This is a genomic window from Pseudomonas sp. NPDC088885 (genome assembly GCF_044750025.1).
In the GTDB taxonomy this organism is placed as follows: Bacteria; Pseudomonadota; Gammaproteobacteria; order Pseudomonadales; family Pseudomonadaceae; genus Aquipseudomonas; species Aquipseudomonas rustica.
Genome location: NZ_JBIVJB010000014.1, coordinates 31,691 through 46,669, shown reverse-complemented (window position 1 = coordinate 46,669; position 14,979 = coordinate 31,691). Strand labels below are relative to the sequence as shown.

The window sequence follows — 14,979 nt, the reverse complement described above, 5'->3', positions numbered from 1 at the left end:
AGCTCGCGAGGGGCCTGAATTGAATTTCCTGACCCCTTGGTTACAACAATCGGCCCGACTGCCGAACATTTCAACCCCTGAGAAAAGATAAATATTCATTCGCAAAAAAAGCCGGACAACCGAGTAAAGCGCTGGTAAGGTCGGGAGTTGGGTCGCCTCGCAACCCGGCAAAATCTGCTCACAATTGCCCGTCGTTCAACGGGTGCAAGCTGCGAAAAATCCCCGCCTCTTCGACCAGCCAATCATGCACCGCACGCACGCCCGGATGGCTCAGCGCCCCTGGCGCATAGAGCAACACGTAACGTTTGTGATTGGGCACCGACAAGCCGAACGGCACGATCAACGCACCCCGCTCCAGTTCATCGTTAAGCAACGTGCGCCGGGCAATCGCCACGCCCATGCCGGCAATCGCCGCTTCGATGGTCAGGTGATTGCGGTTGAAGGTGTGCCCGCGCCGTACGTCGGCGCCTTCGAAGCCGATCGCGTTGAGATAAAACTCCCACTCCGCATATTCATAACTGCCGCGCCAGGCGGTGATGTCGTGCAGCAGCGGGAAATGCCCCAGATCCGCCGGCCCGTGCAGCGGTGGGCGGCCGCGCAGCAGGCTCGGCGCGCACACCGGGAAAATCTGCTCATCGAGCAAGGCTGTGGATAACAATCCCGGGTAACTGCCGTCGTTGAGATCGATCGCCAGATCGAAGTCGCCTTCATGCAACTGCACGCTGCTGTCCTCCGCCACCAGTCGCAACTGAATGTCCGGAAAACGCTGTTGCAGGCGCGGCAAGCGTGGCGTCAGCCATTTACTCAGAAACGATGGAATCGAGCGTACCCGCAGCGTGCCGCTGATCATCCCGGCATCGAGTCGACGCAATTCCGCATCGATGCTGCCGTACGCCTCGTTGACCGTGATCGCCAGCCGCTGTCCTTCCGCGCTCAGTTCCACACCCCGCGCACGCCGATGAAACAGACGAAAGCCAAGGCGCTCTTCCAGTTGGCGGATTTGCTGGCTGACCGCGCCCGGGGTGATGTGCAGTTCTTCTGCACACCGGGTGAATGACAGGTGCCGCGCGGCACAGGAAAACACCTGCAGCCAGACATAGGTCTGTGCGTGCAATTGACGACTCATCGTTTAGTCCTGCTAAAGGCTGTCTTAGGAAGTTTCGTTGGTCACGTCAGACCGAGAGAGGCAGTATCACCGACATTGCGCTTGGCCTACAAAAAATGGCGGCGATTCCTACTCCATGACTTGCAAGGCTTTAGTATGGCTATCAGTGTTTTCGATCTTTTCAAAGTCGGCATCGGCCCGTCCAGTTCCCACACCGTCGGCCCGATGCGCGCCGCTGCGACCTTCGCTCAGGCGCTGATCGACCAGCGTTTACTTAACGATGTGCGGCGCGTGGAAATCCGTCTGTACGGCTCGCTTTCCGCTACTGGCGTCGGTCACGCCACCGATCGTGCCACGGTCATGGGCCTGATGGGCGAATGGCCAGACAGCATTGATCCGTCGACCATCGACCCGCGCATCCAGCAATTGCGTGAGTCCGGCCAACTGTCCCTCGCCGGTCAACGCGCGATTGCCTTCAACTGGCAGGAAGATCTCCTACTGCTCGACGAGAGCCTGCCCTACCACCCCAACGCCATGTCGCTGACAGCCTTTGGCGAAACCGACGTGCTGCTTGAGCAAACGTACTACTCGGTCGGTGGTGGTTTCATCGTCGAAGCGGCGGAAGCCGAGTCGGGTGTCGCCCCGGCCGGCGACGTGGTACTGCCGTACGATTTTTCCAGCGCCGCCGAACTGCTGTCGTTGTGCAAAAAGCACGGCCTGCGGGTGTCCGAGCTGATGATGGCCAACGAACGCGCCTGGCGCAGCGACGCCGAAATCCGTCAGGGCCTGTTGCATATCTGGTCGGTGATGCGGGAGTGCGTCGAACAAGGTTTGCGCCATGAAGGCATCCTGCCCGGCGGTCTCAATGTGCCGCGTCGTGCAGCGAAATTGCACCGCAGCCTGTTGGAAATCGGCAAACCGAATGTGATCAGCTCGACCCTGTCTGCAATGGAATGGGTGAATCTGTTCGCCCTCGCGGTGAACGAAGAAAACGCGGCGGGTGGACGTATGGTCACTGCACCGACCAACGGCGCTGCGGGGATCATTCCGGCCGTTCTGCACTACTACATGAAATTCAATCCGGACGCGTCTGATGACGATGTTGTCGCGTTCTTTCTCGGCGCGGCCGCCGTCGGCATTTTGTGTAAGAAAAATGCCTCGATCTCCGGTGCCGAAGTCGGTTGTCAGGGCGAAGTCGGCTCGGCCTGCGCAATGGCCGCTGCGGGTCTGGCTGACGTGCTCGGCGCCACTCCGGAGCAATTGGAAAACGCCGCCGAAATCGGTCTGGAACACAACCTCGGCCTGACCTGCGACCCGGTCGGCGGGCTGGTGCAAGTGCCGTGCATCGAGCGCAACGCGATCGCGGCGGTGAAAGCGATCAATGCCACGCAAATGGCCCTGCGCGGCGACGGCAATCACTTCATCTCCCTGGATCGAGTCATCCGCACCATGCGCGATACCGGCGCCGACATGCACGACAAGTACAAGGAAACGTCGCGCGGCGGCCTGGCGGTGAACTGGGTGGAGTGCTGATCCCGATTGCACTGTCAGCGGTCATCTACGCAGTTCTGCCCTGAAACCGCGCGATAAAAAAAGGCGAGCCCCGTGGCTCGCCTTTTTTATCGCCGTGTTCATTGTTCGACAATTTTTCCGGCATGTCCCTTGCAAACTCCCCGTAGGAGCTGCCGAAGGCTGCGATCTTTTGATCTTCATGACTGAAATCAAAACACCGAAGATCAAAAGATCGCAGCCTGCGGCAGCTCCTACACGAGCAATTCGCGAATGGCCACGGAATGGCCGGTGATCAGGTCTGGCGAACCAACCCGATCACGGCCGGTCAACAACTGCACGTTCAATCAGGCGGTGACGCATCATGGACAATCCATTTCAAATCATTACCGATGCCTTTGCGCCGGACTATCAGATCAACCTGAGCATTCAAGGGCTGGACGGCAGCATTATGCTGACCCTATCCAACAACGGCCGGATCGTGGCCAAACGCATGATCAGCGCCGAACAACGCAACGATCCCGCGCGCCTTAAACGCCTGGTGCAGAGCATTCAATTCGGCATCGCCATCGAACAGGGCCACAGCGCCATGGCGATCCTCGAATCGATGACCAGCGGCGACGGACTGACCCCGCCACCGCAAAAAATCATGGATCAGCCCCGACCAGCGGCCGGACTTTAAAGCTCGCCCTTCTCGACTTCGGGATGCTCGCTGGAACCTGTACCGAGGGTGCGCTGTGGTTTCTCGATTTTCACCGAGGGAAATTGTGACGAGGCGTAACGCACCACCAGAATCGCCAGCGCCAGCAGCAGAATCCCGCCGCACAGGTAGATGATGCCCATGTCCGGCGGGTTGTGGTGCGAGACGTTGGAGATCAGCAGGCGCGTCAGCGCAGTGATCGCCACGTAGATCAGGAAGCGCACCGGCATGTGGTTGGTCTTGAAATAAATCCCGACCATCGCGCCCAATTCGAGATAGATGAACAGCAGCAGAATGTCATCAATCTTGATGTGGCCTTCCTCGAGCATCCCGAGAAACTCCATCACCGCCGCGTATGCCGTCACCGCACCGATGGCAAACAGCGCCAGATAGTGAAAGGTTTCGACGAACAGGTTGCCCAGGGACTCGGCCAGTTGATGCACGTTTTGCCGCAGTTTCTCGGCCCAGTTTATTTTCACGATGATGTTCCTTAGCTCGATGCGAGCGGATGATGCGCGTTGGACGTGACGGTTTTCTGCACGTAACGGTTTTCATGCAGAAAAGAGGCCACGCCATCATGGCGAGCCATCACCAAACCCGCGCCGTGGCGTTTGGTCGCAGGCCTCGGGTTTGCACGATCCCTGTGGGAGCGAGCCTGCTCGCGAATGGCCTCAACACGATCCCACTGCCAAACCCTAAATCCGGTCTACATTAAAATCCCACTACCCATGGCGCAGGGATTCGCTTATCCTTTTCGCTGTATATGGATACAGTAGTCGTCAAGACAACTTAATGTGAAGGCATGTGAGGTGGTGAATGGCCGTCGAAGTGGTATACCGCAGCAGCCGAGATCTGGAGCGCTTGTTCATGGATAAAGCCGAAGCTGACCGTCATGACAAAATGCTCGAACTGGCCGAATATCTGGCCGATGTCCTGCAAAAAGCCGTTCCGTCCCTGACTGAACAGCAAGTGGAAGAAGCCGGGATCTACATGGCGAAGAATCGCGATGTGTTCGCCCGGGCGTTCAAGAGCCAGCCTGACGCGCTGTCGGAGCTGATCAACGCCCCGGCCGAGCCTGTCGAGAACGCTGAAGTGGTGGAAGTCGCTGAAGCGCCGGCCAAGCCTGCGAAAGCGGCAAAGGCCCCGAAGTAATCAACAAAGGATCGCAGCCCCTGTAGGAGCTGCCGAAGGCTGCGATCTTTTGATCTTCCCCCATCACCGATACAAAACCCGCTCCGCCAACTCATCCGCCACCCGCGCTGGCGAACGCTTCTCCGCCTGCGCATGAGCAAACACTTCCGTCAGCCGCGAACTGATTTTCGACAGATGCGCGGTAATTGTCGGCAACTCTTCGCCGCGATGTTTCAACGAAACATAAATCAGCCCACCGGCATTGATCACATAATCCGGCGCATAAAGAATCCCGCGCCGCTCCAGTTGATCGGCCACGTCCAGATGCGTCAGTTGATTGTTCGCCGAGCCCGCCACCGCCGAGCAACGCAATTGTGTGACGGTGTGACTGTTGAGCACCCCGCCCAGCCCACACGGCGCAAGAATGTCGCACGGCGTGCTGAGCAACGCATCGTTGGCAATCGGATGCGCGTTGAGTTGCTCCATCGCCAGTTGCACCTTGCCGTGGTCGATATCGCTGACCAGCAATTCGGCACCCGCCGCGTGTAGTTGCTCCGCCAGCGCATACCCGACGTTGCCCAAACCCTGAATCGCCACGCGCAAACCTTCAAGATTATCGCTGCCCAGCCGCGCCATGGCGGTCGCGCGAATGCCGGCGAACACGCCCATTGCCGCATGCGGGGCCGGATCGCCCGCCGAAGTAGTGCTGGTGACGTGTTGGGTTTGTTGAGCGATGCAATCCATGTCCGCCACTGAGGTGCCGCTGTCGATGGCGGTGATGTAACGGCCATCAAGCTGATCAATGCAGCGACCGAACGCCTCGAACAGCGCCGCACGATTTTCCACATGCGCCGGCCGCACGATCACCGCAACGCCACCGCCCTGCGGCAATCCCGCCAGCGCGGCTTTGTAGCTCATGCCCTGAGCCAGACGGATGGCGTCCTCGATGGCTGATTCATCATTCGGATAGGCAAGGTAACGACACCCGCCCAAGGCTGGCCCGAGGCGACTGTTATGGATGGCAATGACCGCCTTCAACCCTGAAACCGGGTCGACGCTAAGGTGCAGCGAATCCAGGCGAGTGCTTTGCATGAGCGCAAACATTGTTGGGCTCCCGAATCACTTCTTGTAGAACGCCAGTATAGGCTTGCGCCTGAAAATTGCTGGAGCGCACCGGAATAAGCGGCCTCGAAGACAGATGTTTTGCGGCATAACTCAATCGCTGCAAAATCCGCCACTGGACGAATAGCACTGACGGGGCTAAAACGAGGCATTCGAGGGAGATTGCGATGAGTCCGCGTCAACGATTTTTCGAGTGCCTGCACCGTTCACCGCCCGCGCTGTTAGAAGCCGCGTTGTGGATTGCTGCCGAGCACGAAAAAGACGTCGACCCGGCGGCGCTGCTGCACGACTTCAAAGAGCTGCAACAGCGCGTGAGTTATGGGCTGCCGATGCTGCCGGTCAGTGAACTGGCGCAACCGTTGCTGCGGCGGATGACCGATCTGGGTTTCGCTCAGGATGATTTTTTGCCGTTACGACCGCAGGCGGCGATGCTGCCCAAAGTCATGCAGACCCGTCGCGGTCAGCCTTTGGCGCTGGCGTTGATTGCGCTGGAGTTGGCACAAGGCCTGGAGATTCCGCTGGTCGGGGTCAACTTCCCCGGGCACTTTTTGCTGCGAGTACCGGGGGCCGATCACCTGCTTGATCCCTGCGGCGGTCGACGCCTGTATCCGAATGATTGTCGCGAGTTGTTGCAGCGCCAGTACGGGCCGAACATGAAGCTCAACGCCGAGCATTTGCTGACCGCCTCGCCGGTGCAGATGCTGCAACGTTTGTCGCGCAACTTGCGCCAGTTGCACCTGACCCATGAGGACTACATTGCCTCGCTGATCGACGCTGAACGGGTGCTCGAACTGGGCGATGCTGCTGCCGCTGATTATCTGGCGCGGGCGAGTTTGTATCAGCGGCTGGATTGCCCGAATGCCGAGCGCTTCGATCTGGAGCGTGCGTTGTTGCTGAGCGATGATCCGATCCAGCGGCTGCGCCTGACCGACCGGCTCAGCCACTTGCCGCCTAATTCTGTCGTCCATTAAAAGCAAAAGATCGCAGCCTGCGGCAGCTCCTACATGAGATCACCTGTAGGAGCTGCCGAAGGCTGCGATCTTTTGATCTTCAAGATTTAAAAGGCGCCGCAACACCCACAACCGAACCACCCTCGGAAGGCGAGCGCACCTGGATGATCAGCAGCGCCGCAATGACCGCCGGAATCGCGCAGAAGAAGAAAATCTGCGCCACCGGAATGTGCATCGCCAACAGCAGACTGCCGAACAACGGCCCGAGAATCGAACCAAAACGCCCTACACCCAATGCCCAACCAGTACCCGTGGCGCGAACGTGCGCCGGATAAAAATTACTCGCGAACGCATTCAACGTCAGCTGCCCGCCGATGATGCAGAACCCCGCCGCAAACACGCAGGCCACCAGATAACGCGGGTTGTCGTGATTAAGACCGAGCAAAATCGTACACAGCGCTGCGCCGGCCAACACGCCAGACAACAGCCGCACCTTGCGCTTTAAACGGTCGGCAAACCACGCCATGCAAATCGCGCCGAGGGTGCCGGCGAACAGGAACATCGACGTCACCAGATTGGCTTCGTTGAGTGTCAGGCCACTTTCCAGCAACAACGTCGGCAGCCAACTGATCATGAAATACAGAAGAATCAGGCTGACAAAAAACGTCGCCCAAATCAGCAGCGTCGGTCGCGCGTAGCCGTTGCGGAACAATTCGACCACGGTCAGTTTGCTGCCCTGCTCGCGTTCGTTTTGCTCGACGCTCGCCAATGGCGGTTGCCAGTCCGGCAACATTCGCGCGGTGACTTTGCGCAGGCGCGCGTACGGCGGCGCGTCACGCAGCAAACGCGGCAGCGACTCCGGCAACATCCACCAAAGGAACGGGAACAGCAGCAACGGCGTCACGCCGCCAGCGAGGAACACCGCTTGCCAGCCGAACTGATCGATAAATCCGGCCGCGACAAAACCACCCGCCGCACCACCGAACGAAAAACCGCACGCCGCCAGCGTCACCATCAAGGTGCGCAAGCGCGGTGGCGAATATTCCGACATCAACGCCATCGCACTGGGCATCGCGCCGCCCATGCCGATACCGCAGATGAAACGCGCGATCATCAGCGTATTCAGGGAATCGGCGAACACCATCAACACGGTGAGCGTGGCGTAGATCAGCACGCAAGCAAGCAGAATCCGTCGCACGCCGAAACGGTCAGCCAATGGCGTGACCACCAGCGAACCAATGGTCAAACCGAGCAGGTTGGCGCTGAAAACAGGTCCGAATGCGGCTTTTTCCAGACCCCAATCCTGAGCCAGTGCCGGGACAACGTAACCGAGCACCTGCGCGTCGTAGCCGTCGGTGACGAGCAGCAAGGCGAGCAGGATCAGGAGCAACCACTGATAGCGGGACACCGGACGGGCGTCGAGTGCCGCGCGGAAGCTGGCAATCTGGTTGTGCATCGCAAGGTACCTGTTTTGTTTTTATGATTTTTTGCTGTGGCAACCGGATCGTTCCCACGCTCCGCGTGGGAATGCCGCCGGGGACGCTCTGCGTCCACTGTGACGCAGAGCGTCACGGGATGCGTTCCCACGCAGAGCGTGGGAACGATCAGTCACAATTTTGGTTACGGGGTGTCAGGTTGATTCGCGGGATGCGCCTTGATGAACGCTGGATGGTCTGCGACCAGCGCCGCCACTCGGCAGATTCGCGGGTAAGCCTCCAACGACACATTGAACCGCTCAGCCGCATACAACTGCGGAATCAAGTAAACATCCGCCACACACGGCCGCTCGCCGAAACAGAAACCGCTATCACCAATCAACTGCTCCACCGTCGCCAAGCCTTGACCGATCCAGTGGCTGATCCACTCGACCACCTGCGGCTCTTCCTGCCCCGACTGGCGCAGACGATTGAGCACGCTGACATTGTGCAGCGGATGCACGTCGCAGCCGATCACCGCCGCGACAGCACGCACATGGGCGCGGGCCGCGAGGTCTTCCGGCAACAACGGCACCTGTGGATAACGTTCCTCCAGGTACTCGATGATCGCCGGCGACTGGATCAACAACTCCCCCTCGTCAGTGCGCAAGGCCGGCACCCGGCCTTGCGGATTGATCGCCAGATACGCCGCCTGCCGATGCTCGCCACCGGACGGCGCAATCAGATTGACCGGCAACGCCTGATGGTCGAGGCCCTTCAATGCCAGCGCGATCCGCACGCGATACGACGAGGTCGAACGGTAGTAGGTATAGAGATCCATGAACCGCTCCTGTCAGCGCGCTGCCAACACTTTGCCGCGGCATTCGCCGAAGCCGATCGAGGCAAAACCATCACGGGCGCAACGTGCACGCAGGATGATTTCGTCACCGTCTTCAAGGAATTTGCGCACTTCGCCGGACGCCAGTTCGATCGGTTTTTTACCGCCCTCGGTGATTTCCAGCAGGCTGCCGAACTGACCGTTTTCCGGGCCGGACAAGGTGCCCGAACCGAACAGATCACCGGCCTGCAACTGGCAACCATTGACGCTGTGGTGCGCGACCATTTGCGCGACAGTCCAGTACATGTAGCGGGTGTTGCTCAGGGTCAGGCGATGGGCTGGCAGATTCTGTTCGCACATGGCTTCGGTGAGCAGCAGCACTTCCAGTTCGATGTCGAAAGCACCGCCGTCCTGATCGCGTTGATCGAACAGGTACGGCAGCGGCTGCGGATCACCCTCCGGACGCTTCGGTTGCGCGGTGCGGAATGGCGCCAACGCTTCTGCTGTTACGACCCACGGCGAAACGCTGGTGATGAAGCTCTTCGACAGGAACGGGCCCAGCGGCTGGTATTCCCACGCCTGAATGTCGCGCGCCGACCAATCGTTGAGCAGGCAGAAACCGGCGATGTGATCAGCGGCATCGCCGATGGCGATCGAATCGCCCATCTCGTTGCCCTGACCGATCCAGATGCCCAGTTCCAGTTCATAGTCCAGACGTGCGCACGGGCCGAAAGTCGGCTCAGTCTGACCGGCCGGTAGCGTCTGGCCTTTAGGACGACGCACATCGGTACCGGAGGCGCGCACGGTGGAGGCGCGACCGTGATAGCCGATTGGCACATGTTTGTAGTTCGGCAGCAGCGGGTTATCCGGACGGAACAGTTTGCCGACGTTCTGCGCGTGCTCGATGCCGACGTAGAAGTCGGTGTAATCGCTGATGCGCGCCGGCAGATGCAGTTGGCAATCGCTGGCCAGCGGCAGCAGTTTCACGCCTTGCGCTTCGATGCTGCCACGGTGCGTGCTGCCTTCGCTGAACAGTTCCAGCAAACGCTCACGCAAAGCAACGCGAGCGTCGCGACCGAGTTCAAAAAACGCGTTCAACTGGCCGCCGTGCATGGCTTCGACGGCACTGCGCGCGGCGCCGTCGAACAGCCCGGCTTCCAGCGCGACTTGCAGATCAAAAATCTGTTCGCCAATCGCCACGCCTGCGCGCGGCGCCGAACCGTCGGTACTGAACACACCGAGCGGCAAGTTCTGCAGCGGGAAATCTGCGTGACCGTTGGCTGAAGCGACCCAGCTGCGGGTGATGGAATTCTGCGTCATGGGTTATCTCCGGGTCGGGTCGAACGTGGCGGGCAGCGTGGCCCAGCAGGCGTCGTAAGTGGATTGCAGTTGCGGGCAGTCGAGGGCGAAACGGCTTGGGCGCAGCACCTGACTGGTCTCGAACATGAAGGCCATGGTGTTGTCGATTTTCGCCGGTTTGAGCTCGGCGTTGACGGCTTTGGTGCAGGTCTCGCCGTCCGGGCCGTGGGCGCTCATGCAGCTGTGCAGCGAGGCGCCACCGGGCACGAAGCCTTCAGCCTTGGCGTCGTATTCGCCCTGGATCAGGCCCATGAATTCGTTCATCAGGTTGCGGTGGAACCACGGCGGCCGGAAGGTGTTTTCGGCGACCATCCAGCGCGGCGGGAAGATTACAAAGTCGAGGTTGGCCAGACCGTGCACGCTGGTCGGCGAGGTCAGCACGGTGAAGATCGAAGGATCGGGATGATCGAAACTCACCGTACCGATGGTGTTGAAACGGCGCAGATCGTATTTGTACGGCACGTTATTGCCGTGCCAGGCGACCACGTTCAGCGGCGAGTGATTGAGTTCGGTGGCCCACAACTGACCGAGGAATTTCTGCACCAGCGTGGTTGGCTGCTGCAGATTTTCGTAAGCGGCAACCGGCGTCAGGAAGTCGCGCGGATTGGCCAGACCGTTGCTGCCAATCGGCCCCAAATCGGGCAGACGCAGCGGCGCGCCATGGTTTTCGGCGACGTAACCGCGTGCTTGCGGGTCGAGCAGTTCAACGCGGAATTTCAAGCCGCGCGGCAGCACGACGATTTCCAGCGGCGCCACTTCCAGCACACCCAATTCAGTGGCGATGCGCAGACGGCCGAGTTGCGGTACTAGCAGCAGTTCGCCGTCGGCATTGAAGAACACGCGTTCCATCGAACGATTGGCGGCGTAGTTGTAAATGCTGATGCCGGACGGTTTTTCGGCGGCGGAGTTGGCTACCATGCTCACCAGGCCATCGATGAAATCCGTCGGCTCGGCGGGGATCTCCAGCGGATTCCAGCGCAAGCGATTCGGTGTCACATCGCCCAACGGCCCACCGGCCAATTGCCGTTCCAGTTTGACGAACGCCGGGTGATTGGCCGACGGCTGAATCCGGTACATCCAGGTGCGCCGCGCTTCACTGCGGGTCATGGTGAACGCGGTGCCGGAAAACAATTCGGTGTAGAGGCCGTACGGGGCTTTTTGCGGGGAGTTCTGGCCGACGGGCAGCGCGCCGGGCAACGCTTCAGTGCTGAATTCGTTGCCGAAACCGGACTGATACGCCAGCGCCTGAGCGGTTGAATCGAGGTTCATGGAGCCTCCTGAACAGGGAGTCGGCAGTGGCCCATCGCTCTGGCTCAGAGGTTTCGGCACGCCGGGGTTGTTATTATCGTAATTCGATTACGCATAACGTAATTTGCTCGCTATCCAGCGTCAAGCTATAAAGACGCCCATTCGTATCGGAGCCCGGCCGCACCATGGAAAAAACCAGCGACAGTAACGGCAAACAGAAAGTCCGCTCCGCCGAAGTCGGCACCGACATCCTCAAGGCTTTGGCCGAGTTGTCACCGTCGACCTCGCTGTCGCGTCTGGCCGAACATGTGCAGATGCCGGCGAGCAAGGTGCATCGCTATTTACAGGCGTTGATCGCCTCGGGTTTCGCCGAGCAGAACGCCGCCACCAACCATTACGGTCTCGGTCGCGAAGCGCTACGTGTGGGTTTGGCCGCACTCAACAGTATGGACGTGCTGAAAGTCGCCGCCCTGCCGTTGGCCGAACTGCGCGACGAACTCAACGAGACCTGTTTTTTGGCGGTGTGGGGCAATCAGGGTGCAACGGTGGTGCACATCGAACCGGCGGTGCGTGCGGTGACGGTGGTAACGCAGTTGGGCTCAGTGCTGCCGCTGCTCAGTTCTTCGACGGGACTGGTGTTCAGCGCGTTTCTGCCGCATCGGGAAACCGATGATCTGCGCGAGCAGGAAATCGCCGTTGCCGATCACCCGCTCAAAGACGAAAAGACTTACACAACCCTGTGCGAACAGATCCGCGAACGCGGTCTGCACCATGTTCACGGCTTGCTGATGCCCGGCGTGGACGCGTTGTCCGCGCCGGTGTTCAATGCCGTCGGCCAGGTCGCAGCCGTGCTCACTATCGTCGGCCCGACCTCGTTGTTTCACGCTGACGAAAACGGCCCGGCGGCGCAGCGCTTGTTGGCGGCGACGCGGGCCGTGAGTTGGCGCATGGGTTTTCAACGCGACGACGTCAGCCGTTGAACGGCGCTATCAACGTGCGGCGCCTCGGCACCGCACGCGACTGAACTCAGACAATCGTGGTTGTGCTGGTCAGGGCTTGCGGGTCATCGAGAATCTCTTGAATGGCATCCTTCGCCACACCGGGCAGACCGGGGTGCCCGGTGGCCTGTCTGTAAAAGCTCTCGACTTTATAGACGTCACCGGCGAGTGAAACGAAGTTACGTTGCAATTTGGACACGGCGCGCGCACCGGCGGCCGCCTTGCCCAGCGACCCCAACTCGACAATGGCTTCCACAAAGTGCGCCAGCGCTTTTGCCCGATCACCCTGAACGAGCGCATCCAGCCCGGATACCGCTTCTTTTGTGAACAGCACGACACTCAACGCGATGCCCACCGGCGGGAACACAATACTCAGCGCGGTGACCGCTGTGACTACCCCGTCAAACACCAGCCCGAAGATGATTTCGCTCAGGCTTTGGGTCTTTTCATCGACATCGGAAATGACTTTGTTAATCAGATCGTCGTAGCACGTTTGAACGTTATCGATTCGGCTGTTGGATTCCAGCTCCGGCGCTTCGGCAAAGTGGCTCTGTTGCTCCAGTTTATCGAGATAGTCTTTGACCTTGCGCTGATATTTCTCTGCAACTCTTTCATAGAAGTAGTCAGCGTAACCGCGTGTTTTCACAGCATCGACGAATTCGTGGAAGGGCCAGATTTCACAGCCATCCGGAGCCTCCGGGGCGAACACATATTCTTCAACGCGACCCGCAATCTGTAAGCGGAATACGTACACACCGACGACCCGTTCACCCTTGATGTGCAAGTTACACATCGCGCTGTAATTGACAGCACCGATGCGTTCCAGAATCGATTTCGGTGGGTGCTCGCCATCAATGCCCGCAATGACATTGAGCAGTTCAGGAAGTGATTTACCGCTCAGGCGACCGCTGAAAAAAGCCTGCATGGCGGAGACATACATTTTTCGCTTCAAGACGCCAAGATAGATCTGCCGTTTGAACGAACCGGCCACACTGTTTCGATTCAAATGAACGGAGCGCAGTTCGTCAATGTACTGTTCACCGGCGCGCAGCGTTCTCGACCATCCGGCGATATCGCGAATATCCAGGTTACTCAACGGCGGATGGTTTTCAGCAACAACAAACCTTGGGTATTTGGGGTCGCCAGCACCGTCGGCGTAAAAGTGCACTTCAGCAACGATCAACTGCCTCAGCGTCATTTGTTGATCGTCACTGATTTCAACTCGGATCAAATCAGGATTGATCGAGACATGCTCGTTTCTTTGCGCCAATACCTGCTCAACACGCTGCTTGATCAGATCGAAACAGAATTGTTCGTAACTGACAAATCCACCCCCGCGCACATTAATCGTTTGCAGAGCCTGGAGTTCGGTATTGATTCGGGTGAATAACTGACGCTGAACATGGGTCGCGTTGAGATAGTTGTCAGGGGTAACGTTTTCCTCCTGCGCCAGAATCCAGTCCCGCTGGTTGTCCACCAGATTGCGCATCACCTGTTCACTTCGAAAAGAGGTGGGTCCCAGCCCCACGCCCGGCCACAGACTGGGGAGTTGGCGGACTCGCTTCAAGTGATTGGAAATGACCTGCCGATCCATCGCATGCGACTGCCAGACCAGATAATCACAGCCTTTTTCAGTGGCCGTCCAGCTGCCGATTTCCAGGCTCAGACTACGTAAATCGGTGAGCTCATGCCATTCGCGATTGGCGGGAGAGCCTGGGGCAAACAGTAGCCAGTCCGGTTGGGCGGACTGATCGGAGCCAATGACCACCAGATCCTTGAACGGCTGAATGTTGGCCCCGGGCAGTTCGAGTTTCAGGCAATTGATAACGAAACCCGATGCTCCGTCGACGGCATGCCGAACACGCTCAAGATTGGCTGGCGTTAGGTGTCCCTGCAGCCGCGCCGAATAAGCGCTGAGCAATAGTTGCTGTTTTATGAAATCACTCATTGCCTCCAGAACGTTGCTTTTCTGATAGGTCTTTTTCAACTTGGCAGCGTATGTGGCGCGCAGGTCTGAACCGTCCATGGCGCTTTCGAGCCATTGCTGGTTCAACTGCGTCGGCACGCCCTCACCGACGCATTCCAGCCGACCGCGCGCCGCCTTGTCATGCAGTCCGTACAACGCAAACTCCGTCAGACTTCGGGAGTTTACTTGTTGGATGGTGTGAGGGCCTTCCTGGAAAACATACTGTGAACGAACGATGACCTGATCAGGGTTCAATGCCGTATCAAAATCGAGCCGGATCGAATCAGCAATGACATAACGCGCATAGGTCTGGAGATCGGTCATATTCTCCAGCTGTCGCTCAAGGTTCAACCGACTGGCAATAAGCTGCTGTTGCAACTGAGCAAATTCGAGCTGCTTATCACCCTCGGCATCGCTCAGCCACTTCGCAGTTTTTTGTACATTCGCTAAAACACGTCTATCAAACAAGTTCATTTAATGCCCCTGAATCATTTCAGAACGCAACCAGCCGAATGACTGGTCAGCGGGCAAAAATTACGTCAGTTCGCGAAATCCAAATAACCGACAAGCAATTCAAAATATGCGAAAAACATGCAAGACATCTCTACGTCTCTGACTCACGTTCAGCACACAAAAGT

At 58.7% G+C, this 14,979-nt stretch carries 12 protein-coding genes and 1 pseudogene; 5 read left to right on the top strand and 8 right to left on the bottom strand.

From position 1 onward, the window contains the following. Positions 1-178: 178 nt before the first annotated feature. Positions 179-1,126, bottom strand: a complete 948-nt coding sequence (locus ACIP1X_RS09540; RefSeq protein WP_400751415.1) for a LysR substrate-binding domain-containing protein — start codon at positions 1,124-1,126, stop codon at positions 179-181. Between the two features lie 135 nt (positions 1,127-1,261). On the opposite strand from ACIP1X_RS09540, the gene ACIP1X_RS09535 reads away from it, so the two are divergent. Further along, positions 1,262-2,638: an L-serine ammonia-lyase gene (locus ACIP1X_RS09535; protein ID WP_053117236.1), complete on the top strand. Its 1,377-nt coding sequence runs from the start codon at positions 1,262-1,264 to the stop codon at positions 2,636-2,638. Positions 2,639-2,978: 340 nt separating this feature from the next. Further along, a complete protein-coding gene (locus ACIP1X_RS09530; protein ID WP_400751412.1) occupies positions 2,979-3,296 on the top strand; it encodes a DUF3509 domain-containing protein in 318 nt (105 codons plus the stop codon). On the opposite strand, the gene ACIP1X_RS09525 is transcribed toward ACIP1X_RS09530, so the two are convergent. After that, positions 3,293-3,793 (bottom strand): phosphate-starvation-inducible protein PsiE, encoded by a 501-nt coding sequence (locus tag ACIP1X_RS09525; protein ID WP_053117232.1) that lies wholly within the window; start codon positions 3,791-3,793, stop codon positions 3,293-3,295. The genes ACIP1X_RS09530 and ACIP1X_RS09525 overlap by 4 nt on opposite strands. A gap of 337 nt (positions 3,794-4,130) precedes the next feature. Between ACIP1X_RS09525 and ACIP1X_RS09520 the strand changes: the two are divergent. Continuing rightward, a pseudogene (locus ACIP1X_RS09520) lies at positions 4,131-4,385 on the top strand (YebG family protein); the annotation flags it as partial. A 144-nt stretch (positions 4,386-4,529) separates the two neighbouring features. On the opposite strand, the gene ACIP1X_RS09515 reads toward ACIP1X_RS09520, so the two are convergent. Next, complete coding sequence (locus tag ACIP1X_RS09515; RefSeq protein ID WP_053117228.1) at positions 4,530-5,549, bottom strand: Glu/Leu/Phe/Val dehydrogenase dimerization domain-containing protein; 1,020 nt, start codon at positions 5,547-5,549, stop codon at positions 4,530-4,532. Positions 5,550-5,734: 185 nt separating this feature from the next. Between ACIP1X_RS09515 and ACIP1X_RS09510 the strand changes: the two genes are divergently transcribed. Then, positions 5,735-6,538: a transglutaminase family protein gene (locus ACIP1X_RS09510; RefSeq protein WP_212549689.1), complete on the top strand. Its 804-nt coding sequence runs from the start codon at positions 5,735-5,737 to the stop codon at positions 6,536-6,538. A gap of 79 nt (positions 6,539-6,617) precedes the next feature. Here ACIP1X_RS09510 and ACIP1X_RS09505 read toward each other — a convergent pair whose 3' ends face one another. From ACIP1X_RS09505 to hmgA, 4 genes are all read right to left on the bottom strand, one after another. Then, positions 6,618-7,973: an MFS transporter gene (locus ACIP1X_RS09505; RefSeq protein ID WP_400751408.1), complete on the bottom strand. Its 1,356-nt coding sequence runs from the start codon at positions 7,971-7,973 to the stop codon at positions 6,618-6,620. A gap of 164 nt (positions 7,974-8,137) precedes the next feature. Further along, positions 8,138-8,773: a maleylacetoacetate isomerase gene (maiA, locus tag ACIP1X_RS09500; RefSeq protein ID WP_400751405.1), complete on the bottom strand. Its 636-nt coding sequence runs from the start codon at positions 8,771-8,773 to the stop codon at positions 8,138-8,140. Between the two features lie 12 nt (positions 8,774-8,785). Then, the gene (gene fahA / locus ACIP1X_RS09495) at positions 8,786-10,090 is read right to left on the bottom strand and encodes a fumarylacetoacetase (RefSeq protein ID WP_400751402.1); all 1,305 of its coding nucleotides are present in this window, start codon (positions 10,088-10,090) and stop codon (positions 8,786-8,788) included. Between the two features lie 3 nt (positions 10,091-10,093). Then, on the bottom strand, positions 10,094-11,398 hold the full coding sequence (gene hmgA, locus ACIP1X_RS09490) for a homogentisate 1,2-dioxygenase (protein ID WP_400647881.1): 1,305 nt from the start codon (positions 11,396-11,398) through the stop codon (positions 10,094-10,096). Between the two features lie 164 nt (positions 11,399-11,562). On the opposite strand from hmgA, the gene ACIP1X_RS09485 reads away from it, so the two are divergent. Next, the gene (locus ACIP1X_RS09485) at positions 11,563-12,357 is read left to right on the top strand and encodes an IclR family transcriptional regulator (RefSeq protein ID WP_400751400.1); all 795 of its coding nucleotides are present in this window, start codon (positions 11,563-11,565) and stop codon (positions 12,355-12,357) included. 46 nt (positions 12,358-12,403) lie between these two features. Here the strand turns inward: ACIP1X_RS09485 and ACIP1X_RS09480 are convergent, their stop codons facing one another. Continuing rightward, positions 12,404-14,815 carry a dermonecrotic toxin domain-containing protein gene (locus tag ACIP1X_RS09480; protein ID WP_400751397.1) on the bottom strand — a complete coding sequence of 804 codons (2,412 nt, stop codon included), beginning with the start codon at positions 14,813-14,815 and terminating at the stop codon, positions 12,404-12,406. Between the last annotated feature and the right edge of the window lie 164 nt (positions 14,816-14,979).